This is a genomic window from Xenorhabdus bovienii SS-2004, from assembly GCF_000027225.1.
GTDB classification, from domain to species: domain Bacteria; phylum Pseudomonadota; class Gammaproteobacteria; order Enterobacterales; family Enterobacteriaceae; genus Xenorhabdus; species Xenorhabdus bovienii_C.
Genome location: NC_013892.1, coordinates 2,900,782 through 2,926,061 on the forward strand (window position 1 = coordinate 2,900,782; position 25,280 = coordinate 2,926,061).

Here is a 25,280-nt window from a genome sequence, read left to right on the forward strand (position 1 = left end):
AAGCGCCTGATCTTCCTAACTTTTTATTCCCCTGCGCGGCTATAACGTTCCGACACGCATTCCGCCATCCAATGGGATCACTGCGGAATTGAGGTAGTTAGTTTTGCAACTCGCCAAAAATCCCACAACTTCAGCCACGTCATCTGGCGTTCCCCAACGCCCGACCGGAACAATGGAACGTACAACCTTATCCTCTCCCGCCGACTCCATCGGGCCTGATTCCACAAACTGCTCCAGCATGTCGGTTTTACAGACCCCCGGAGCAACGGCTGTCACACTGATATTCAGTGGACCCAATTCACGCCCCCAGGATTCTGTCGCAGAGATCAGACCTGCTTTTGAAGCGCCATAAGCGGAACTACCTGCCGCTCCCCAAATGCCCGCAACCGAGGCAATGTTGATGATGCGCCCATATTTCAGGCGCGCCATGTAGCGGACAAAAATTGATGTGCTGTTGAAAGCACCTATCAAATTGACGTTTATAACCTTGGTTGTCTCACTAAACCCTTGGCCGGAAAGACAGAATGCCCGATTAATAATGCCTGCGTTGTTCACCAGCACCGTAATGGTGTCACCGAATGTTTCAACAATCTGTTGCGCCGCCTGTTCTACTGAGGCTAAGTCAGTTACGTCCATTTCAAAGGTTGCAAGGGATTCAGGGTGTCCGAGACGCTCCTTCAGGAGCGCCAGTTTTTGACTGCTGACATCCGTTGCCGCCACCAGATAACCAATATCCAGCAACACCTTGCTAATCGCTGTGCCGAATCCCCCCGCAGCCCCAGTGACGACAGCAATTTGTCGGCTCATGCATCAATTCCTTCTTTGAATGCGATATCAATGACTTTGCGAGCATTTACCATCGCATCAAAGATCCTCTCTTCGAAGAAACGCACGTCATCCTGTGACATCAATAGGTTAGAGTACATGCGAGACAATGGTGAGAACTGAATGCCATAGCGTTTGGATATTTCACGAATGATGATGTCGCAGAATTTGACTTTATCGCTGTAGCCTTCCGTAGAACTGACGGGGATGCTCTGGGAGTGATAAACCAGCGCGGTTGGCATTCCCTGTACCACGAGTGGCAGGTCAACCGCTTTGGCCGCTTTCACGAACACGTCGGAGATCTGACGCATGATATTCCCCATACGGTCATAGCAGCCGGGATCTTGTTCAATCAAATTAAAGGTCGTCTGAATTGCTGCCAGACCCAGTGGGTAACCGTTGAAAGTGCCTGCATGAATCACTTTTCCACGGGTGTACAGGTTCATGATGTCACTACGACCGACAATAGCAGAGATTGGCATGGAGCCGCCGCCAAGAGCTTTCCCGAAGGTCGCCAGATGTGGTGTCACGCCCAGTATTTTTTGTGCTCCCCCCAGTCCTAAACGAACACCCGTGATGATTTCATCAAAAATCAACACAATGTTATGTTTTTCACATAATGCTTTGGTTTTTTCCAGATAACCTTCTTCCGGGAAAATCCCGCCACCATTGATGCAGAGAGGTTCCATCAGAACAGCGCCGATTTCATTGTGATAACGTTCAATAGTCGCCGTCAGAACATCAATGTCATTCCAGGGCAACATGAACGTTTGGTCTACCATGATTTTGGGATCACGTCCCAGTGTATCCAGCAGGTCCCCGTTGAACTGCTCTGGTACGGGGTAAGTGAGATCCTGCTTTTTACGCCAGCCCATGATATTGTCGGCGTTACCGTGGTAATGGCCGTGGAAGCGAATAAAGCGATTTTTGCCCGTAAAGGCACGGGCAAGACGCAACGCATTCTGTACTGCTTCTGTTCCGCTCAGGCAGAAACGCACCATTTCTGCACAGGGAATATGTTTAACCAACGTTTCGCAGACACCCACTTCCAGATCGCAGGTATCAACTGAAGTCACTTTACCCATATATTCGATCAGGGATTGGTTATAAGCCTCATTGTGGTGTCCAACCAGTAATGCACCAAATTTACAGAACAGATCAAGATGTTCATTACCATCCAAATCCCATACACGGGAATTGCGCCCACGGTTGAAAGGGATCACCAGCGGGCGCTCAGGATCACCAAAGTTGTAGTGCGTACCACCAGGCATCAGCTCCCAACATTTTTTATAAAAGTCCTTTGAATTATCCAATACCAGTTTTGTTGAAGCGTCCATAGGTTCTTTACCCCTCACCTGTGATTTTTGAATTGACATTAAATTAAGATGACGATTCTCAACCTGACTGTGGTCAGTAAGATCGTCGTTAGATGGTTCATGACTAAATTCATTTGGCGGGGAATTTTCCCCGCCCGTGTAGAAATGCAACGGTAGATACCGTTTAATCTGCTCAGGAACAGCAACATTGAATAATTCAAGTAGGGTAATGCGAGTGAGATAAGCCGCCCCCTTCATCAGCAATTGGGCAATGTCGCTGACATGCCTGTTTTCCACTGCTTCAAAAGGCGTTCCTTGCAGCCATTCGTTCATGGCACCCATCGCCGCACCACACCAGATCTGGTAATCCAGATTGCGGACTGGATCACCCGTGATCGCCCAGCGGGATGACTGGCCGAGATACCATTGGAACACCAACGCCATCTTTGTCTTCGGCTGTTTTTCCGCTTTGGCAATGATGTCCAGTTGGTGAATACTCTGGAAATAGGCAATAGTTTCCTGCCAGATTTCCGTCAGTGGTTTGTGGAATATCTGTTTTTCCAGCAGAGCGATTTCCTGTACAGGCAGGGTGTCCAGACTGTCGTGCTGCTTATACAGATTGTATAATTTCTGTGCTCGCACTGCATACATACTGCCCTGTTTCAGTACCTGTACTTTTGCTCCCAGTTCAAACATGTCCGCTGAGGGTGCAGTGGCAACATCATTAATGTGAGCCTGCCCCAGCATTTTTTTCACCGCGCGGGATGTGCCGGCTTCCACACAAGCCTGATTGATCGAGCCAGTGACAACATAAGCCGCGCCCAGAGCAAAAGCGGCCAGAATGGCATGAGGTGTTCCCAGACCGCCCGCCGCACCAATCCGCACCTGATAGTCATGCTGAGTTTCGTCTGCAATTTCATCCCGTAACTGGACGACTGAACGAAAAATGCAGGCGAGCACGCCCTGATCAGTATGACCCCCTGAATCCCCTTCTACCGTGATATCATCTGCCATCGGTATTTGGCGAGCCAGTTCTGCCTGCTCAGGTGTGATAAGCTCCTCTGCCAGTAATTTTTGCAAAATCTTTTCCGGCGCTGGCCGCAGGAAGTTCTGAGCGACTTCGCGACGGGAAACTTTGGCAATCAGACGATGATGACGCAAGATAGTGCCGTCAGCTTGTTGTACCAGACCACTGGCGCGGTAATAGACCAGCGCCGAACTAAGGTTGATGTAAGCCGAGGCTTCAATCACCCGCACCTGATTTTCTATGCACAGACGTACACAGGCCATTTCCCACTCAGGATTACCCGGGTTATGCAGCAGGTTGACACCAAATGGGCCTTCGGGTAATGCCTGCCGGATACGGGCAATCGCCTCAGCAATCCGTGGAATACGCAGGCCACCTGAACCAAATATCCCAAGAATGCGCTGTTTTCCCAGCGCAATAACCATTTCTTCAGAGTGGATGCCATTTGCCATCGCACCCGCGTAATAGGCGTAATTCACGCCGTAATCCGCCATGAAACCTGCATCCCCCAAACTGCCTGCCGTCACTGCTGGCAGGCGACCAAGCAGGGTCGTCTGTTCTGCTATTATGTCATCTGGCAATAACAGTGATATTGATTCACCCACCTTTACGACACGCAGTTCAGTCGACAACGCCTGCAAGTGGGAGATCCCTATCGTTAGCGGTAACGCTGTCAGTTGATGGTTCGATTGATTCACAGATAAGCGCTGACTCATTTTAAAGCTTCCTGTTTCAGTTCTGCCGCCATGATCTGGTGTGGCTGGCGTCGCTCGTATCTCACGCCCATGTTGTCACTCACGCCAACTACATTGCCGCGATAGAGCGTCTCCGCAATGAAAAACAAAGTAATAGACTCCAGCTTGTCATCAGAATAGAGGGCATCAATGGCTTTACAGGTCAGCCGGAACTGCACCACATCCCGTTCGCATTTCACTTCACCACGGAATTTGGCACCGGATGTATGTTCAGTCAGCGTATGCACTTCCAGATCAGGCTGTGAGTTCAGTCCGAGATAGAACAGATAGAACTTCATCAATTGTTCAGAGCCTTCTACCAGTAAAGTCCCCGGCATCACCGGATCGTTCTTGAAGTGAGCTTTGAATGCCCAATGTGCGGGATCGATATCTAATTCCGCCACAATCTGCCCCAGACCGAATGCGCCACCCGCTGTATCGACATTCAAGATCCGACTTAACATGCGGGTATCCGGGACGCATAATTTGCCTTCCCGGTTATATTGATACTGCGACCCGAAACAGGCAGCGAGATCACCATTCATGACGTTAGTGATATCCTGCTCATTGAATGTTGTCCGATCACAGTGCAGCAACGGTGTAAAGGGTTTTGCTGGAATGCCATTTTTGCCTTTGGCGAAATAAGCGCTGGTATCAAAGTTACCTGCGTTCTCAATTTCTTTGCGGCCAAAGAAACCGGAGTTGGCCACCAGCCGGAATACCAGACGTTCCTCCACATAACAAAGATATTCATAAGCGACTAGAATCAAGCCGCCTACCCGCACAACAGAGGTGATATTGACGCGGCCACGCAACACATCTCCCGTTTTCGGCATCTCGCTGTAAATCGTGGTATTGCAGTCCACCGCACGGTAACAGCGCTGTCCTTTGAACATCAGGTCACAACCAATCACCGTAAACGCCACGATCATCGCATGGGACGATTCCAGCGCGACGAACGATGGCACACGGCCATTTACGGCATACCACGCATCTTCAGGCACGTCGTATTCCCATTCGATATAGCAGGGTTCTAACTTGCCCTTGACGGCAGAAAGTGCCGTAATGCGCGAAACAAACATGAAAGGAGGTGATGGCATACGCGTACGTATCGGATAGCTATCGACTTCGGCATAATCAGCACCCAAAACTTTTTCTACACTGCCGTCTGTCAATTCCAGAACTTGCTGCTCGTCGAAAACGACGGGTGAGGTTGTCACTCTCTTTTTCGTCGGTGCAACCAATGCAGATTCTGTGGTTGTAGACTGAATTAAGGGCAGCTCCGCCAGATGCTGTTTAAGCAACTGATAATACGTCTGCTCCAATTGCAGGTAATGCAGTTGAGTATGGGCATTGCGTATGAAGTGATTAAGTTCCATCGGCAATGGCATCGTCAGGGTTGATACTTCGGGATATACCACTTTTGTTTCGGCATCTGCCGGGGTCACCGCCATATTGACATGTGCAGCCGTAGCCAGTGACGCAAAACGCGCCAATGTCTGTTCATTGAGGATTAACTCTTCAACGGTTTTTTCTCTTGCGGTATACGATAGAACTTTTAAGCCTGCCTGATTTGACTCTGGACGACTCGTTGGGCGAGCGCGCTTTCCGCTTTGTGGTTCACTTAAGATCACATGACTGTAAGCCCGGTCAATACCCAAATGACTAATTGCTGCACGGCGGGGACCTGTTGCCGGTGCAGGCCAGGATTGGGTATGAGCCGGCAGTTGGAATTTCCCTTCTGCATAATGCGCCAATTCCTGATGCTGCGGATAATCTGGCAGTGCCGGTAAGTATCGCTGTGTAAGCTGTAACGCAGATTTGATGATTCCAAGCAGGCCCGTGGTCATAAACAAATGTCCGTAGTTGGCCTTAACGGTGCCGATAGTGGCGGTCAGTTGCCTGTTTTGTGAAGCATAAACCCGACCTAATGCCGACATTTCAGCGGCGATTTCGCCTGGTTTTCCACCTGCATACAGTTCAATGTAATCAATCTGATCGGCTGTGCAACCTGCTGCTTCTAATCCGGATCTCGCTGCCGCCAGAATCGCGTCTTCGTTTCCTTTGAAATCAATAGAGTGATCAGGCATATAGGTGATGCTGAGCCCATCCAGTACAGCATAAACAGGCGTATTATCACGAATAGCATCCTGTTCACGCTTAAGAATAATCACACCACCCGCATCGCCAACGATTTGGTTACCGTGATTGGATTGATGATCCCACAGCACATTTTCCAGACTGCCACCGAAACTGCTGCTGGCAATCATGACGGCATCAACATGCTGTCTGCTCAACATGAACTGAGCCAATTCCAGTGCCTTGAACGGGGAATTTTCTTCTCCATAGAGCGTAAACGCCGGGCCATTCAACTTCAAATGAGCCGCCAGACGGCTTGCTACAATATTACCTATACCGCCGGTAATACCTTCAGGATAAGGTTTAGGAAACAGGCCATCTTTAACGATTTCCTGCAAGGCTACGGTATCTTCTTCTGACAGATGAATACCTCTGCTGGCCAAACTCTGGCTGAGTTGCCAACTAATTTCATTACGTGCCTGATAGCGCAAAGAGCTATAGTCCACGCCTCCTGCTACAATGACGGCGATATTACGTTTACTGCCATTCAGCGTATAACCCGCATCAATAAAGGCACGTTCCGCGATGGGCAACAAGAACATATGGCAGCTTAAATGCGCACCTACCACATTGGGCGGCAATTTGAAGTGCTTGCAGTCAAATTCAAACGTTTCAATATAAGAGCCTAAAGGCGGTTGGCTGATCCCCTGCATTGCCAAGACATCGTGACGCTTTTCTATGCCAATCCAGCGGGTTTTCGGCAGGGGATAAAAATGTTGTATCCCTTGCTGCAATGTCTGATCCAGCGTTTTGCCATCTTCGGTTTTCGCCATATGCACACCAATACCGACGATAGACAGACGCTCAATTTTCTGACGGTTCTCCAACTTCGCCTGTGTGCATGCTGCCCGCCGTTCAGGTGTATCTTCACCAATGACCATGTGCGCATTGACCCCACCAAAACCAAAGGCGTTAATGCCGGCACGCTTAGGTCCATTGCTGACAGGCCAGGGTTTGGCTTCCCGCACGACGTGATCAATGTTCAGCAGCCCTTTTTGTGTCGAAACCAATTGTTCGACACGCGGGGTGGCAGGGATCATATTATGCTGCATAGCCAACAGCACTTTCAGTAACCCCCCCATACCTGACGCGGTGAGCATATGGCCATTGATAGCTTTGTTGGCGCCAATCAATGGCATTGTTCCACGTTCACCAAAGAAGGATTCAATTGTCGATAATTCGACTTGATCACCAATGTTTGTACCGGTCGCATGACATTCAACATAATCAACACGCTGCGGATTATCCTGATAGGCGCGCTCCAGAGCGATACGCTGCCCCTGTAGATCTGGCACTAATAAGTGTTTCGCCCCCGCATCGTTGGACAAACCGAACGATTCAATGACACCATAAATCTTGTCATTATCACGTATCGCATCAGAGTAGCGTTTGATGGCAACAATGCCGCTTCCCTCGCCCGCTTTCACCCCTTTGGATGATCTATCAAAAGGAATGGATTCCCCTTTTGCAGGGAATACCTGCAACATATTGAAACCATGATCGATATAGATATGGTCTGTATGGCAAATCGCCCCAACCAGCATCATGTCAGCCTTATGACTGAGGAGATAATCTATCCCCAGTTTGATGGCATACAGTGCTGATGCACAGGCAGCATCAAGACAATAACGAGGACCCAATAACCCCAGTGCCAGCGCTGCAATCGTGGCATTGTGTCCACCCGTAATTAAATTCTGATCGGAATGGTTTGCTTGTGGCCAAACCGAATCAAAATGAAAATCAGGTCGCCCGATTAATTGCTGAATATAAGGTTGCAATATTTTTTGATAAAAAGGACTCATTAATCGTTTGGTTGAATGAGTCGGCATACCAATACTACCGAGAATTAATCCGGTTTTTTCTAAAACTGTTTTATGTTGGCGATAGCCACTATCATTCAATGCCTGCTCAGCAGAATAAATAGTCCATTTAAATAAATTATCCAGCGAATTTAATTCTTCTTCCGGCAAGTTATATCCTTTGCCGTCAAAATGAAAATCCCGGACATGTCCATTCTTAACATAATTGATTGTATCCGGTTTACCTGCAACCGGAGAATAATAACAGTCCAGATCTACGCCCAGTTCCAGAGCAGATAAGGGAGTTGTGCAATCCTTTTCCCGCAGCAAGTTATCCCAATATTTCTCAAGGGTATCTGCACCGGGAAATAAGCACCCCATCCCAATAATTGCAATATTTTCCATCTAGGAGAGACTCCTGAATATGACAGAGTTTCCCTGAGCGAATACTTTCGCTCAGGTATATTATCAATCTGCTTTCTAATTATAACGATTAATTATTTTCGCTATTCACCCTGTTCGATAGTTGACTGAGGAAAGATAATTTCCTCTATTCAACAAACACGGTAAATTTTGCATTATGAAACCGACTATAAATATAGCCTTGTTCATCATAAAAAATAATATCTATTATTATTTCCGTTGACATTTGGTGCTTGATTTCAATTGACGCGTAGAATTCCTGACCAAACTTCAACTCAGCATATTGTTCTATTTTTTCAATTGCATTGGGTAAACACATTTCATTTCGTTGCAGAAACCATATTGCAGGCAACTGAAAAGCAATATCGTTAATGAACAAATTAAATAAACGGGTCGAGAACTGCCCCTGCATTTCAAGCTGTACCGGCATAACACAGCACTTCAATGTAATATTATCATCATCAACATGGACGACTTTCTGGACACCATGGAATGATTCCCCATGGAACAATATGCCCTCTCCCCCGACACCGTCATAGAATGGCAGCGTCTGCGGAACCTCTGCGTTCAGATCGATACCGACTACTTCATGCTGCGCTTCACGGCTTTGCAGGCTCAGGATCAAGGTCGCCTGATAATGTTTCATTCGTTTACTGGTAATGACAACATCCAGTGCCAGCCGCCCATCACCCGATTCATCAAATGTATTCGGAACCCATGCCACACAGTAAGATTCAGCCAGCGTGTTATCAAAGACAATACCTTTCAGAACCTTGAAATCAGTGATGGTTTCCAGTTTATAACCGGGGAAACGATCTTCACAGATCCGCGCCATCCAGGCAATCGCCGCCGTCATGGGCAATACGGATTTACCCTCGATAACATGGTGATACAAAAACGGGTTCTTATCGAGACTCAATTGACGGTCAACCTGCTCTCCGATCCCCAACGCCTTAACTGTCTTCTCAGCCTTGTAGTTTGCCCCGCCAATCGTGATCTGGAGTGAACCGGGATCCCGGAACTCACGCACAAAACGTTGAGTGCCTTCTTCGAGCGGAATAATCGCCATATTCTGTGCGTCATATACCCGTTTGAGAACATCACTGACCATACCGCCATCCCACGGCCCCCAGTTCACTGAACGGATTATCTGACTGTTTTTACCCTTGAAAGGCAGGTAGATAAATTTATTCAGTGTTTCGTTCGCCAACGAGTAGTCGGCCTGCCCGGCATTGCCGAAGAAACCGGAAACCGATGAGAACAACATAATATGGCGCAGGGATGTAAAGTCTAATTCGCGGCACAGGTTTTCCAGCCCTTTGACCTTGGCATTAAAGACCGAATGTAAATCCGCCAGTGTTTTCTTTTCAATTCGCTTATCCGCCAGATTGCCGGCACCATGGATCAGACCCGTTATCTGCCCAAGTTGCTGCTGTGCTTTGGTCAGTGCGATTTTCACCTGCTTTAGATCAGTGATATCGCAGTGAAGGTACATGACCCGTCCCCCAGCCTGTCTGATTGCCTGCAATGTGCCATTGATTTCATCAAGATGCGTCAAGCGGCTCAACATCCCATTAATCTTAACAGGTGTGAGTTGAATACCCTGCGCTTTCAGATAAGCCATAGCCGCAGTTTTGCGCTCATCCTGCGTCGTCTTGCCTTCTGCCCATTCCGGTAATGGTTCGGTGATATCCGTACGCCCAAGCAGAATAAAAGTGGCCTGACTCTGTTTCGCCAATTCAATAACGCATTGTGCGGTAATGCCACGGGCACCTCCCGTCACAATCAGCACATCACCCGCATTGACCTGATTGACGAATGCCGCTGACAGTACATTTTCTTCTGTCAGTGCCAATGTCATACGCTCGCCATTCACGCCGCGTCCCACTTCCCCCATATCCGTCCGGCTATCTTGAAGCTCTTCTACCACCATCTTCGCCGCATCACTGTCCTTGACTCTGGCATCAATATCGACTGTTCGGCAGAAGACATTTTTCCATTCAATATTCAGCGACTTAGTCAGCCCTGTGAGCCCAGCCGAAACGATAGACAAGTGTTCCCGCCCAGAGGTGAGTAACTCACCATCACCGCGCATGATAACCATAAAATAACCCGTTTTCTGTTCATCATGGTTAAGGCTTCTTTGCAGACGTTTTGCCAGTAGGAACGTGGTTTCAACTGAGCGGTAATCCTGTTCATTGAACACCTCAGCTAACGCCTTAACGCTCTGCTTAGGTGTCTGCAAGTAAATAACGCCCTCAATCGTGCCATGTTGCTGCTCAATGTCTGCTAAAGCCGCGTCTAACGCAGCTTCACTCTCCATCACCGCCGGGTTTTGCTTCAGCATTAGGACAGCAACCTGCTGTCCCTGTTGCCTGAGTGCGTTCACTACGTCATCCACGGTGGTTGTCCCCTCATCAACGACCAGCCAGCGTTTAGGGGATGAAAACACCCCCTGTAGACGATCTGGCATAGGCAGGGATTGTTTCACCACGGCAAAACGCGAAACGGGTGAGCCGGCAAAAGACTCTTCTTCATTTAAGACAATTTCATTCTTTAGTACAGGCTGAACCACAGAAGGTACAATCAGTTGCGGTTCAGCTAATGGCTTTTTTACGCTGTCAGCCTCAGGTGAAGTTACTGTTGATGTGAAAAACCCGAGAGACTGTAATTTGCCTGTTGCTCCCCCGCTATCAGGGACAACGTTGCTTTTGGTGTTTTCATGTTCACGGGTTTCGACTGATGGCGGTGATTGCTCTGCTACGGCTTCATCACCCCCGTTGCCGAGCAAGTCATTCATGACATCGTCAAGCATTTGCTTAAAGAACACGCCCATCTTGCTGATATTACTCAAGGAATCGACTTCGAAGTTTTCCAGATCTTTATTTCTAGAAGCCTCATTGTAAAGACCCACGTTCGCAGAGAACGCGTCAAACATTGCACCAAAGATTTCCAGCCGCTTAATGGAGTCAATACCCAAATCAGCTTCCAGATCCATTTCTGGCGTGATCATATCCTGCGGGTAACCGGTTCTGTCACTGACGATGGAGATTAATTGGTTGACAATCTTCTCTTCAGTGATTTGTGACAAGATCTGGAACTGTTTTTCTACTTTCGGATCAAGGACTTTCGCCTTTGTCTCAATCACTACAGGTGTAGGCTGACTGACAGGTGTGTCATTCACTATTGGTTTAACAGCTTCCTCTACCACTGATGGCATGACAGGCATTTCTGGCATCATTGAACGCACTGGCTCAATTTCCTTTATCGGATCCACAGGCTTGGCCTGTACAGGAGCCGTGTCAACCTTCACTGCTGGGGCAGTTGTCGGAATCGGAGTTGGAATTGGCGTTGATACTGGAGCAGACGCTATTGTCGCCGAAGTGGTCACTTTGGCCAGAGCAGAATAATCCACCACCGGCGATGACGTACGATGGGTGGGTGCTATCATCGGTGTCACTTGACCAGACTGGAACAAGCTTTGTTGAGCCATGAAATAGTGTTCATGGTTGGAATGATACAACTCAAGATTTTTGTCCAGTAATTGAACGCTTTGACTCAGACTGGATAACATGCTCGGCAAGTTCTGATGATCCTTACAGGTTTCCAGCAGGGTATATTGTTTATCCAACAACATTCCCAGCAGTTGAATATAGTCTTTCTGGTTAGCTTGAAATTGTTGGTGAAGCTGGCTCATGACCTGTTGAGCCTGCAACAGTCCATTTAACATGTTTACATCTACGTTTTCACTCAACTGATTGTTCTGTTCCATCGTGCTCTCTCGTCTTTGAATGATTGTCAGCATATTTTGTTGAATAAATTGGGCAGAAATTGTTTTGTTTTCGGCGATTTTTTCGACTTTATTTTCAACTTTTTCTACCACAACTTCTTGTGTTGGATGTACTTCTTGTGTTGGTTTGACTTCTTTGCCTGAATGTTCTTCTTTGATGTTGACTTCTTTTTGGGAATGCAAAGGCATAACCGGAGCCATCGGTACAGGTGCAGATTCAGCGATAAATTGTTCGACAATCGCGCTGTCGCCATCACGTAGCGCACGTTGGCGTCGTGCCTTATTTTTTTGGGACAGGTAAAAACCCCCACTCATTCTGAACGTCAGACGTTTGCTTTTGTCTTCTGCCATCGGTTGGGGCCGTATGTGCTGATTTATTTCTCTGAGTTTGACACCTACCGCCAGCAATTTAGCTTGAGCACGGGCAAACTGTAACCGATCTTCCCCTTTGTCATTGGGATTAACGGAAATAACCTCATGTTCTTTATCTTTCAGGATATCGGCCACCAGTTTGCCCAAGACCCCTTTAGGCCCTACTTCGACAAACAACCGACCCCCCTCCTGATAAATGGCTTCAATGGTTTGGCGGAATTGCACTGGCTTGATCAATTGCTCCGCTAACAATTCCCGGATCGCCTGTGGAGAATTTCCATACGGTTCCGCTGTTGCACTGGAGAACAGTCTGCATTGCGGTGACTGGAAATTGATTCCTGCCAGACGTTCACGATAAGGCTGATAAGCCGGCTCGATAAATGCGGTATGGAAAGCGGCTGAAACCGGCAGAATACGGCAGTGCACATCACGCTTTTTCAACTCATCATGGAGCTGGTGGATCAGGGGTGTCGCACCGCCGAATACCACCTGCTGCTGAGAGTTGTCATTAGCAATGATAATGCCGCTATAGCGTTCCAGGATCTGCGCACGTTGTGCAGAGTTGAGCGACGCGGCCAGCATTGCGCCAGCATCAGTATCTGCCCCACGGTGATCGCTGGCAGATGCTGCTGCCCAGCCTCTGGCAAGAGAAACGCGGTGGAAATTCTTATCGGAAAACACCCCTGCCGCCCAGAGTGCCGTGACTTCACCATAGCTGTGTCCGGCAACAAAATCAGGGACGAATCCCATCCCTTTCAAAATATTGAAATAACCGGCACTGATAGCACCCAATGCGGGCTGGGCATTAGCCGTGTCCGTCAGCCGTTGTTGGTGTATCTGGCGCTCGTCATCTGAAAAGGTCGGTACGGGATAAACCACTGGCGATAATTCATGCCCTAATTCGCTGATGGATACTTCATCCAGTGTTTCCAGCGATTGCCGCATTTCAGGGTAATCGTTGGCAATATCGCGCGCCATGTTGACATACTGCGACCCCTGACCGGGGAACAGAGCAACAATTTTGCCATCCAGCATTTTTCCTTGGGGCTGGTAATAGATCCCGCGCGGATGTTCCCAACCATGAGTGCTATTCTGCTGCAACTGTTTGATGGCAATCGACAACAATTCAACGGTCTGTTCTGCGGATTGAGAGACAAACAGCACTCTGGCCTGTTGCGGCTGTAAGCTGTCAATGTCCTGCTGCTCAAGATGTTGGCGGATGGCGATATCAGGCAAGTTACCACTGAAACGGGTCAGAGCTTCTTCACACTGTGCAAGCAATTCCGCCGGATTATGACCTTTAAACAGCATAACCCAAGGTGATTCATTCAGCCGGTAACGCCCATGTGTATGTTTTTCATACTCTTCGAGAATGACATGGAAATTGGTGCCACCGAAACCAAAGGCACTCAGTGCCGCACGACGCGGTGCACTGTTGAATGAACGCAACCATGGCCTGGCTTCGCTGTTGACATAAAACGGGCTGTTTTCTGCTTTCAGCAAGTTTGTCGGCTTATCCACATTGAGAGTGGGAGGGAGGACTTTATGATGCAGTGCCAACGCGACTTTCATCATAGACGCAGCACCCGCTGCACAACGAGTATGGCCGATCTGAGACTTGATGCTGCCAATTGCCACCGATTTTGCAGGCACCTGATATTCACCAAACACAGTGTGTAAGCTTTTTAGTTCTGTATCATCACCTGATGCCGTACCCGTGCCGTGCGCCTCAACCAATTGAATATCATTGGGCGAGAGCCCTGCGCTGGCATAAGCCCGCCTCAAGGCTTTGGCCTGTCCTTCCAGACGAGGGGCAAAAATACTCTTGGCTCTGCCGTCACTGGAAGCTTCAATGGACTTGATGACAGCATAAATTCTGTCACCATCCAGTTCCGCATCTTCGAGACGTTTCAGTACCAGCATTCCCACGCCATCGCCAAGCATCATACCGTCAGCACTCTGATCGAAAGGACGGGACAAATTACTTTTTGACAATGCCGGTGTTTTACTGAAACACAGGAATGAAAAAATGGAGTTTTCCAAATTGACGCCACCTGTTAACACGGCATCACAACTACCAGAATGCAGTTCACCGATAGCGGCCTTAATTGCCGCAAGGCTACTGGCACAGGCAGCATCTACCATATAAGACGTGCCACCGAGATCAAAATAACTGGCAATCCGGCCACAAGCGACGTTACCCAAAAACCCCGGGAAACTGTCTTCATTCCATTCAAGGTACATGCCATGCATCCGTTCGATGATGTCATTTGCCACTTTTTCTGACAGGCCGGATTTGACCATAATTTTACGTAAGTAAGGTGCCTGCTGGCGTGAAGCCAGTGAAAATGACGTGTTGCCATTTCCTGCGCCACCTAAAATGACGCCGATACGATCACGGTCTACCCTGCTATTCTCCTGTCCAACCAAGCCCGCATCCAGCATGGCCTGTTTAGCAACATAGAGTGCAAACAACTGCGCCGTACTAATTGAGTCAATAATCGCGGGTGGAATTTTGAACTCCACCGGATCGAAGTCAATCGGAGGCACAAAGCCAGCACGATGGCCATAGGTTTTATCTGCCACTGCCGGGTTGGGATCGTAAAAATCCTCTTTTTGCCAATATTCGTCTCCTAACATGGTAGAGACATCAGTCAGCGAGTCCTTTTTGCCGATGATATTTTCCCAGAATTTATACAAATCCGGTGCATCCGGGAAATGACTGGCCATACCAACAATCGCTATATCCCCACGAACTTTCCTATCATGCAAAAAATATGTCTCAGACATACATTCCTCGTGTATTGAATAAAACACCCCCGTAAACAGCATAGATTTATATACTGAGTGAGTGTTTTCACCGCCATACTCAACCAGAAAAAATAATTCTGTATCTACCCAATACCTCCTTGATATATGATCGAATCATATATTAGCCAAAGTAGATTACCGTAATATTCTTACAAGAATATTATATATATTTTTCTGGGGTAATTTTTTTTATTCTTTTTTCCGTAGCACAGTGTTTTGAACTGTTATAGCTACTTTTACTCTGCCTGTTATAGCTATTTTTATACTGCCAAAAATTTCAATTATCTTTATCTAAAAATAATATGCTTTCTTTGATATCGATCAGTATTCTTTGCTATTTAATACAAAAAGACCATTACAAAATAATATAGACCACTCTGACTAATTAAAATACCATTATCGAAACAATAACGTTCATAAATAGATTACAACAAAAAATCAGCAGGACAATAATTCAAAACTAATATAACAACGTTATGGAAAAATAAACAAAGTAAAAAACCACTAAAAAGCCATGACAAAACTCTTATTTTTGATAATAAGGAGTAAATAGGTAGTATTTATAAAAAATGAAACACCAGTACATAGAGGTAATCAGTCCCCACAACTGATAAAAACCTCGATAATTTCCCTTAACTTCAATTAGTGCCATAACATTATTTAACAGAGTCTGATTAAGGTATTTCGAAGAAAAGCTATTGATATTATCATAAATTATTTCAACAGAAATTTGAATGCAAGAAAAAAATAAAAAAAAGATCAGATAATCGCCAATAGATGAAGCAACTCGCGATATATTCATCAGGAAAAAGTAAATTACACCAACAATAGCAATATTAATAGCTTTACACCAAAAAGAATTAGCGTAATTTATCATAGTTAGACCTCTTTTGAGGTTAAATGCAATCATAAAGCTTTTTCCTTGTTACAATTTTGACAGGTGATCATCTTATATTTATCATTTCCCATGTTACAAAATTGATTATGAATATCATTTGGAACATAAAATTCTGATGTTTTTCCTTAACACTATATTGGTATACCTTTAATTTATTTTTCTTTCAATTCCTTAAAAAAATCACCTGAATCGTATGTGTTTTTGATTTTTTTTAAAAAAACAAATAGTTAATAACAAGCCATTAATATATAAAATCGCAATTACTGGTAAACTGGCAAAAAAAAGAATATTAAACCATGACAATACAGAAGATTAGTTAATTATTGCCGATAATTTATTTTAACAGACCCATAAGAAAATATCATACCTAATGTATGATTTTATAAATAATATCAATATTATATTGTCATGCTTATTTAATCATACTTACCTAATCATTTTTACCATAAACTCATCAATCAGAATCATTCAGTAATGAATATTTGATATTTCATGATTTGAAATTAATGCTTTAATCATATCTATTGATTTAATTTACTTAGAATTTTTATTTAATTGAATTCTATGCTGCATATAATAATTTTTATTTTTAATCACTGTGAATAGTAAAATTCTCTAATTTATAAAGGGCGTTTTTAAAACAATAGACTAAACTATTTTATTCATTTTTATTCACATACATATATTAATTAATCAGCAATAACCTGAATATTCATAAGGGATATATTCCAAGCTCATCAATCATAATGTCAACTAGATCTCATACCGCTAACTTGCAAAAGAGACAAATAAAAAGCTCCTCATAAAGAGGAGCTTGCACATTAAGGGGTAATGAAAGTCATTACGTCATCCATTTTCAGGCAGTTCCCTCTGTCTGTTACGCGCTAGCCACAAAGACAGGGCTTTCAGAGAATCCGGCGTAAATTCATCACAACGGGCAGTAATTTCTTCTGGCGACAACCAGTAAACAGCCGAGACTTCTTCTTCCTGTAATGCAAACGGCCCGTGGCTGACACAACTGAATAACCCTCCCCATGTCCGGCAGGTTTTTTCTTCATAATAGAAGATACCATGTTCAGCAAAAGGCACACCCGCGATCCCCAGCTCTTCTTCTGCTTCCCGGCGGGCAGAATCAAGCATGTTTTCTCCCACCATGACCACGCCACCGGCCGTTGCATCCAATCTTCCAGGGTAAAAATCTTTCGTTTCTGTACGATGCTGAACCAGAATTTTGCCCATACCATCATGCACAACAATGTAAGTCGCACGATGCCTCAAGTTTTGGCTACGCATCTGCTGCCGAGTCGCCTGCGCGATCACTTCATTGCCTTCATTGACGATATCAATCCACTCAATACCTGCTGATTTCTCTTCCACCATCCCAAAAACCTTAATAAACGATTTGCATGCCAGTTTCTACTGTAACGCGCCTAATTAAAAGGCCAAAGATAAAGGTTGCCATAACTGAATAAAATAAATCCACGCACAGTGAAATGACGGATGGGTGGCATTTTACAGACAACTCAAATCAGTGGTAATGTACTGAAACTATATTTACCAATCCGTTATTATTACCAGAGGTTATATGATAGACCTATATTATGCTCCAACGCCAAACGGCTATAAAATATCATTGTTCCTTGAAGAAGCCGGCCTACCTTACACTATCTACCCAATCAATATCGGCACCGGAGAACAATTCAAACCCGAATTTCTGGCCATTTCGCCTAATAATAAAATTCCGGCAATTGTTGATCACCAACCCGCCGATGGAGGAGAACCCATTTCCATCTTTGAGTCAGGCGCTATTCTACTCTATCTGGCGAATAAAACCGGTCAACTGTTAAGCAAGGATGTACGTGAACGCAATCAGCAATTGCAATGGCTATTCTGGCAGGTTGCCGGCTTTGGCCCTATGCTCGGCCAAAATCACCATTTCAATCATTACGCTTCTGAAGTCGTACCTTATGCCATTAATCGCTATATGGAAGAATCACGGCGTTTAGTCAATGTTCTGAATACCCAACTGGAAAAAACGCCGTATCTTGGCGGAAATGAGTACAGCATCGCCGATATCGCTACCTATCCGTGGGCTAGATGTCATGAACATCAAAAAATTAATCTGAATGATTACCCTGCGGTTGAAAAATGGCTTAAGAAAATTGAACAACGCCCTGCAACACAAGCCGCATACAACAATGGCTAATCATGCTTACTCGGCTAACGACAAAATTTTTCACCGAAAAACTTGATACTGCTAACAGATAACAGCATTTTTCGCTGTTACGCAGGCCATCCCCTGCTATAGTCAATAATCGACTATCTATTTGGTCACTGGGGGTGGCTATGCGTATCTTAATTACTGGGGGTACGGGGCTGATTGGTTATCGATTGACTTGCCAATTACTTTCGCTTTCCCATTCCATCACCATTTTGAGCCGTTCTCCACAAAAGGTATATTCTCTGTTCTCCGAACAAGTTGAATGTTGGGCAACACTGAATAATAAAAATAACCTGAATGATTTTGATGCAGTCATCAATCTTGCTGGTGAACCCATTGCAGATAAGCGCTGGACATCAGCACAAAAAACAAAACTCTGTCAAAGCCGCTGGCAACTCACTGAGAAATTAAGTCATTTGATTAATGCCAGTGAATTTCCGCCTTCTGTATTTATTTCCGGTTCAGCCGTTAGCTATTACGGTGATCAGGGGCAAGCGGTAGTCTCTGAAAATGATCTTCCTCATGACGAGTTTGCCCATCAGCTCTGTAAGCAGTGGGAAACACTGGCATTACAGGCAGAAAGTGAAAAAACCCGAGTGTGCCTGCTGCGGACAGGAATTGTGCTGGCAAGTAACGGCGGAGTGCTGAAAAAAATGCTGCCACTATTTCGATTGGGTTTAGGCGGTAAAATGGGTGATGGGAAGCAATATATACCTTGGATCCACATTGATGATATGGTCAATGGTATCTATTACCTGCTGGTATCACCTGAACTGAGCGGCCCATTCAACATGACAGCCCCTTATCCTGTGCATAATGATCTGTTTAGTGCAGCACTGGCGAACGTGCTGCATCGCCCCGCTTTCATTCGCATGCCTGCTTTTGTATTAAAAATAATCATTGGAGAGGCTGCTATGCTGGTTTTAGGTGGACAACAGGCTATTCCCAAGCGGCTGGAAGAAGGAGGATTCGGCTTCCGCTATTTTGAATTAGAGGAAGCCTTCAAAGATTTATTAAAGGAGGAAGCTAATTCACCTTAAATTTCAATTTGTTTCGCTCCCTGCCACCGGTTGAATAAATCTTGTGGCAGCTCGATATTAAACTGATCGAGTACTCGGTTGACCGTCTGGTCAATAATGTCCTGAATATGATCGGGACGGTGGTAAAATGCCGGCACAGGCGGCATAATCACCGCCCCTATTTCAGCCGCCTGAGTCATTAATCTCAAATGCCCTAAATGCAGAGGCGTTTCCCGGACACTCAATACCAGCTTGCGTCCTTCTTTCAAAACAACATCAGCAGCACGGGTGATCAAGCCATCAGTATAACTATGCACGATACCCGACAGGGTTTTTATCGAGCAGGGCAAGATAACCATCCCTAAGGTTTTAAATGACCCTGAAGAGATAGAAGCAGCGATATCGCGGTTATCATGCACCACATCAGCCAGTGCCTGCACATCCCGCAGCGTATAATCCGTCTCCAGAGCCAATGTTTGCCGGGCAGACTGGCTGATAACCAGATGCGTTTCAATGCCCTCAACCGACTGCAAGACCTGCAATAATCTGACGCCATAAATCGCGCCACTTGCTCCCGTCAGCCCGACAATCAATTTTTTCATGCTTCCCTCTGAGATACTGGAAATAATTTGATGATAATAAATATGTTATTATCCCTCATTATATATTTCCAGATCCTCAATTTCGCTCTGCCCACGCAATTTCATGGCATCATCTTTACGAAGATTCTCCAGATAATCGAGGTAAATCTGGTCGATATCTTTCGTAACATAGATACCATCAAATACAGAACATTCGAATTTTTCAATATCAGGGTTTTCTTCACGCACCGCGTTGATAAGATCGCGAAGATCCTGATATATCAGCGCATCAGCACCAATGAGCTGGCGAATTTCATCAACTTCTCGACCGTGGGCAATCAGTTCATTAGCATTAGGCATATCTATACCATAGACATTCGGGAAGCGAACTTCCGGTGCTGCCGAAGCAAAATAGACCTTCTTAGCGCCAGCTTCGCGAGCTAATTCCACAATTTGCTCTGAGGTCGTACCACGTACAATTGAATCATCTACCAACAAGACATTTTTACCACGGAATTCAGCACGATTGGCATTCAGTTTACGACGAACCGATTTGCGGCGTTCCTGCTGGCCGGGCATGATAAAGGTGCGCCCCACATAACGGTTTTTGACAAACCCCTGACGGTAGGGTTTATCCAGAATATGGGCTATTTCCAGTGCGGTATCACAAGACGTTTCAGGAACAGGGATCACGACATCAATATGCAGATCTTCCCATTCGCGGGCAATTTTTTCGCCCAGTTTCCGGCCCATCCGTAACCGCGCGTTATATACTGATATTTTGTCAATAAAGGAGTCAGGACGGGCAAAATAGACAAACTCGAATAAACAAGGCGTTAATGCAGGATTTTCTACACACTGGCGGGTAAATAACTGCCCTTTTTCAGTGATATAGATCGCTTCGCCAGAAGCCACATCACGCAGGAATTCAAAACCCAATGTATCCAGTGCCACGCTTTCCGATGCGACCATATATTCATTGCGCCCATCTTCCAGCACACGTTTCCCCAGAACCAAAGGCCGGATACCGTTCGGATCACGGAAAGCCACCAAGCCATGTCCAATAATCAGGGCAACACAGGCATAAGCTCCACGGATTTTTTTGTGCATCTCTGCAATCGCCGCAAAGATATCATCTGGCTCCAGTGGAAAATCCGGGAATTGGGTAAGTTCATTGGCAAAAATATTGAGCAGGATTTCAGAATCTGATGTGGTATTAACATGGCGGCGTGCATGTTCAAACAGCATTTTTTTCAACTTATGTGCGTTTGTCAGATTGCCGTTATGCGCCAGTGTGATACCAAAGGGCGAATTCACGTAAAAAGGCTGCGCTTCAGAGGCGCTGGAACTACCCGCTGTTGGGTAACGGACGTGTCCGATCCCAGTTGTTCCCTGTAAACGCAGCATGTGCCGTGTCTCAAACACGTCCTTGACCAAACCATTGGCCTTGCGTAAACGGAACTCATTGTTACCATCAATAGTTGCAATGCCTGCTGCATCTTGCCCACGGTGCTGAAGCACCGTTAATGCATCATAAATCGACTGGTTAACCGGTGTAAAACCGACGATACCGACAATACCGCACATGTAGTTTTTCCTCATCAGCCAAGCGGAGAGAGTGATTTCTCCGGTAGGAAACTCGACGCGTTTTGCAGGTAGTCAAAAAACCACCTGATAATTTGACTGAACTGTGGGATGAGTTGTGACTGTTGCCAATCCTCACTTTTAGGGAGCGGCGTGAAAGAATCTGCAATAAATAAAATTGCAGAAACAATTAATACACCACGCAGTGCCCCAAAACAGATCCCCAGAACCCGATCAGTACCTGACAGGCCTGTCCGCTGAACAAGTGAACCAAGCACATAGTTTACGACTGCACCAACAATCAGTGTTGCAATAAATAAGATAGCAATCGCTACCCCATTACGCACCAGTTCATCTTCCAGGCGGGTGAAATAAGCCGCCAGATAAGTATAAAAGTGACTTGCAACAAAGAAAGCACACCCCCAAGTGACCAGTGAGAGCGCTTCGCGAACAAAACCGCGTATCAGGCTAACCAGTGCCGAGAAACCAATGATGGCAATAATTGTATAATCAATCCAGACCATATTCTAATCCAAAACAGGCTCCCGACATTCAGGTCGGGCGCATTCTAACAGAAAACGAAAACGTTTGCGTAGCAGATTTTTCAGTCTACTGAAAATAATTCGTAACAGATTCAAAAACAACAATCGCCGCAAAAACCTAACCTGTAACTATCACGACGGGAAGCCAGACACTTCCCGTAAGACGCCAATAAGTCAGGGACTGTAGTTTTTGATTTGCCCTTGCAAACCCGTCAATTCTTTCAATTCAGGCAAAGTGGATTCAAGGGTTTGCCTTGATGCATTCGGCCCGACATAAATCCGCGTTAGTTCTCCCTGTACTGGAGAAGAAGGAATAACATAGACCTGATGACCCGAAAGACGCAGCTTCGCCACAATCTCATCCACTTTACCCGCATTCTTCAATGCACCAAGCTGAACAACATATGCCACTCCCTGCGGTGCCTTTACTGGCGTGGTTTTGCTTTCAGACTTAACTTCAGGTTTGGTTTCAGCCCTCGTTTCCCGTTTAACGTCCACCTTTGGCTGAGGATTGGGTTCAGATTTAACCGTCGCTTTGGGCGCTTGTGTGATCTCCACAGGCGGCGGTGCCATTGGCGCAGGCTCTGACAATAACGAACTGGACAGCATATCTGGCTGTAGCTCTTGTGCTTGCTTTGCCATCGCTTCAGCCGCCCCTTCCGGTGGTGTCGATGGCATATCCTGCGTCAGGGGTGCAATCAAATCGATATCTTCTTCATCACCAGGCTTGAGTGCCAGCGGGATGGAAGCAAACTGGCTTTCATTATGTTTCTTATCGCCGTCAAATAGCACCGGTAACACAATTATACCCAGTGCCACAAGAACGAGGGTTCCAACTAAACGATTTTGAAATTTACTTGCCACCTTCCTTCACCTCCTCCAGAGCCTCCATGACATGAGCAACAGTATGGAAAGAGCCGCAGACCACGATGATATCCTGCACTGAGGCTTCTGCCATGGCCTGATGCCATGCCTGCTCAACTTCCACAAATGTTCGGGCATCGCCAAGGTGCTCGGCCAATATGTTTGCTTCTGCCCCACGGAATTCATGCAATGATGCGCAGTACCATTCGTCAACCTGCTGGGCAAGACAAGCAAGCGTACCCGCTATATCCTTGTCTTCCAGCATGCCAACGACACCACGGATCTTACTGTCTGGTGCGCGGGGCAATTTTGCCAGTTTCTGTACTAGATAACCTGCTGCATGGGGATTATGTGCCACATCCAAAATCACCAGCGGGTTTTCCCTGACGATTTGGAAACGCCCCGGTAACTGAGCCTTACTTAACCCTTCACGGATCGCCTGTTCATTAATGGCCTGACTGACGTTATCATTCTGCTGCAACAGACAGTAAATCACTCCCATCGCTGTTGCAGCGTTCGCCAGAGGCAGATTAGGGACGGGTAATTCACTGAACTGTTGATCTCCTGTGCGCCAGTACCAACTGTTCGCATCCTGTGAGAAATCCCAGTCAGCACCGCGACGAAACAATTTCGCTCCCAGCTCATCAGCCACTTCAGCGATGGTATGTGGCATATCAGGCTCCCCCACCACGGCAAAACGCCCCTGACGGAAAATACCTGCTTTTTCACGGCCAATATGTTCGCGATCCGCACCCAGCCAATCAATATGATCGAGTGCAATGCTGGTGATTGCCGCAACATCTGAATCCACAATATTGGTCGCATCCAGACGCCCGCCCAGCCCCACTTCCAGAATGACGACATCAAGATCAGCTTCTTTAAAAAGCTGTAACGCAGCCAAAGTACCGTATTCAAAATAGGTTAGTGTGATATCACCACGTTGAGCTTCGATGTCCGCGAATACACGGCAGAAATCCTGTTCCGCCGGCTCTTTACCCTGTATACGTACCCGTTCGGTATAACGCACCAGATGCGGGGAGCTGTACACTCCGACCTTCAGGCCAGCGGCCAGTAGAATGGATTCAAGGGTATGACAAGTCGTCCCCTTGCCATTCGTGCCGGACACGGTGATGACTTTCGGCGCCGGATGCAGCAAATCTAACTGATCGGCGAGTGCTCCCACACGTTCAAGCCCCATATCAATGGCTTTTGCGTGTAGATTTCCAAGATAGGAAAGCCACGTTATCAGTGACGACGTGGCTTGAGGAATTTGCAATATATCAGACATCTTCTTTATTAGGATTGATGTTTATGTCAGTTTCAACCTCAGCGGGTTCAGCAACCATTTCCGCTACCGTTTCTACTTTTGTGCCGGGATGAGGCTGACGAGTCAACATCGAAAGCAGATTGGCTATTTTCTCACGCATTTCTGGACGACGTACAATCATGTCAATTGCGCCTTTTTCCAGCAGAAATTCACTGCGTTGGAAGCCTGCCGGCAGTTTTTCACGCACGGTCTGTTCAATGACGCGGGGACCAGCAAACCCAATCAATGCCTTAGGTTCAGCAATGTTGATGTCACCCAGCATTCCCAGACTTGCTGTCACTCCTCCCATCGTCGGGTTAGTCAGGACACAGATATAAGGCAGACCTCGATCTTGCATTTTCGCCAGCGCGGCACTGGTTTTTGCCATCTGCATCAGAGACATCAGCGCTTCCTGCATCCGTGCGCCACCACTGGAAGTAAAACAGACGAGTGGGCAGTTGTCTTCCAGTGACTGTTCGACAGCGCGGACAAAACGCGCACCGACTACAGAGCCCATGGAGCCACCCATAAAGGCAAATTCAAATGATCCTGCTACAACTGGCATTTCGTACAGTGAGCCTTTCATCACAATCAGCGCATCTTTTTCCTGCGTCTGCTTCTGGGCTGCTACCAAACGATCTTTGTATTTTTTAGTGTCACGGAATTTCAGAAGATCTTTAGGTTCCAGTTCACTGCCTAATTCGATACCGGTTCCTTGATCCAGAAATGTATGCAATCGCTCACGGGCTGAAATCCGCATGTGGTGGTCACACTTCGGGCACACTTCAAGGTTACGCTCTAATTCAGCACGATAAAGTACCTGACCACAACTATCACATTTTGTCCAAACTCCCTCAGGTATACTTGCCTTACGAGTTTGCATGATTTTGCTTTTATTGAGAATCTTTTCAATCCAGCTCATTAATGAACCTTTCCGTCTGATTCTGGCCTATGCCAGCTTTTGTTTTACGTGCCATTAAACCACAATGCCATTACAGTGTGGATAAAAAAACTGTTCAAACCTACTAA

Annotated in this window: 14 protein-coding genes; 2 read left to right on the top strand and 12 right to left on the bottom strand. The window is 46.3% G+C overall.

Translation table 11 applies throughout. From position 1 onward, the window contains the following. Positions 1-39 precede the first annotated feature (39 nt). The 6 genes from XBJ1_RS12455 to yfcD all read right to left on the bottom strand — a co-directional run bounded on the left by XBJ1_RS12455 (position 40) and on the right by yfcD (position 17,514). Complete coding sequence (locus XBJ1_RS12455; protein WP_012989343.1) at positions 40-807, bottom strand: SDR family NAD(P)-dependent oxidoreductase; 768 nt, start codon at positions 805-807, stop codon at positions 40-42. Beyond that, positions 804-3,884, bottom strand: coding sequence for a PfaD family polyunsaturated fatty acid/polyketide biosynthesis protein (locus XBJ1_RS12460; protein ID WP_012989344.1), 3,081 nt, complete (start codon positions 3,882-3,884; stop codon positions 804-806). Before XBJ1_RS12460 ends, XBJ1_RS12455 begins: the two co-directional genes overlap by 4 nt. Beyond that, positions 3,881-8,245, bottom strand: coding sequence for a beta-ketoacyl synthase N-terminal-like domain-containing protein (locus XBJ1_RS12465; protein WP_012989345.1), 4,365 nt, complete (start codon positions 8,243-8,245; stop codon positions 3,881-3,883). Before XBJ1_RS12465 ends, XBJ1_RS12460 begins: the two co-directional genes overlap by 4 nt. A 145-nt stretch (positions 8,246-8,390) precedes the next feature. Further along, complete coding sequence (locus XBJ1_RS19095; RefSeq protein ID WP_012989346.1) at positions 8,391-15,215, bottom strand: type I polyketide synthase; 6,825 nt, start codon at positions 15,213-15,215, stop codon at positions 8,391-8,393. Between the two features lie 547 nt (positions 15,216-15,762). Further along, complete coding sequence (locus XBJ1_RS12475) at positions 15,763-16,146, bottom strand: DUF6347 domain-containing protein (RefSeq protein WP_038199054.1); 384 nt, start codon at positions 16,144-16,146, stop codon at positions 15,763-15,765. 834 nt (positions 16,147-16,980) lie between these two features. After that, on the bottom strand, positions 16,981-17,514 hold the full coding sequence (gene yfcD / locus XBJ1_RS12480) for an NUDIX hydrolase YfcD (protein ID WP_012989348.1): 534 nt from the start codon (positions 17,512-17,514) through the stop codon (positions 16,981-16,983). Positions 17,515-17,719: 205 nt separating this feature from the next. Between yfcD and XBJ1_RS12485 the strand changes: the two genes are divergently transcribed. Both XBJ1_RS12485 and XBJ1_RS12490 read left to right on the top strand, forming a co-directional pair. Continuing rightward, positions 17,720-18,340 (top strand): glutathione binding-like protein, encoded by a 621-nt coding sequence (locus tag XBJ1_RS12485; RefSeq protein ID WP_038199056.1) that lies wholly within the window; start codon positions 17,720-17,722, stop codon positions 18,338-18,340. A 140-nt stretch (positions 18,341-18,480) separates the two neighbouring features. Further along, on the top strand, positions 18,481-19,395 hold the full coding sequence (locus XBJ1_RS12490; RefSeq protein WP_012989350.1) for a TIGR01777 family oxidoreductase: 915 nt from the start codon (positions 18,481-18,483) through the stop codon (positions 19,393-19,395). Here XBJ1_RS12490 and XBJ1_RS12495 read toward each other — a convergent pair. The 6 genes from XBJ1_RS12495 to accD form a co-directional block, all read right to left on the bottom strand. Next, on the bottom strand, positions 19,392-19,976 hold the full coding sequence (locus XBJ1_RS12495) for a UbiX family flavin prenyltransferase (protein ID WP_012989351.1): 585 nt from the start codon (positions 19,974-19,976) through the stop codon (positions 19,392-19,394). The two genes, XBJ1_RS12490 and XBJ1_RS12495, sit on opposite strands and share 4 nt — an antisense overlap. A 48-nt stretch (positions 19,977-20,024) precedes the next feature. Further along, the gene (purF, locus tag XBJ1_RS12500) at positions 20,025-21,542 is read right to left on the bottom strand and encodes an amidophosphoribosyltransferase (protein WP_012989352.1); all 1,518 of its coding nucleotides are present in this window, start codon (positions 21,540-21,542) and stop codon (positions 20,025-20,027) included. Positions 21,543-21,556: 14 nt separating this feature from the next. Then, on the bottom strand, positions 21,557-22,063 hold the full coding sequence (gene cvpA / locus XBJ1_RS12505; protein ID WP_012989353.1) for a colicin V production protein: 507 nt from the start codon (positions 22,061-22,063) through the stop codon (positions 21,557-21,559). A gap of 192 nt (positions 22,064-22,255) precedes the next feature. Beyond that, on the bottom strand, positions 22,256-22,945 hold the full coding sequence (gene dedD / locus XBJ1_RS12510) for a cell division protein DedD (RefSeq protein ID WP_012989354.1): 690 nt from the start codon (positions 22,943-22,945) through the stop codon (positions 22,256-22,258). Further along, on the bottom strand, positions 22,935-24,233 hold the full coding sequence (gene folC / locus XBJ1_RS12515; protein ID WP_012989355.1) for a bifunctional tetrahydrofolate synthase/dihydrofolate synthase: 1,299 nt from the start codon (positions 24,231-24,233) through the stop codon (positions 22,935-22,937). The genes dedD and folC overlap by 11 nt, the downstream gene beginning before the upstream one ends. After that, positions 24,226-25,173, bottom strand: a complete 948-nt coding sequence (gene accD / locus XBJ1_RS12520; protein ID WP_012989356.1) for an acetyl-CoA carboxylase, carboxyltransferase subunit beta — start codon at positions 25,171-25,173, stop codon at positions 24,226-24,228. The genes folC and accD overlap by 8 nt, the downstream gene beginning before the upstream one ends. Positions 25,174-25,280: the final 107 nt, after the last annotated feature.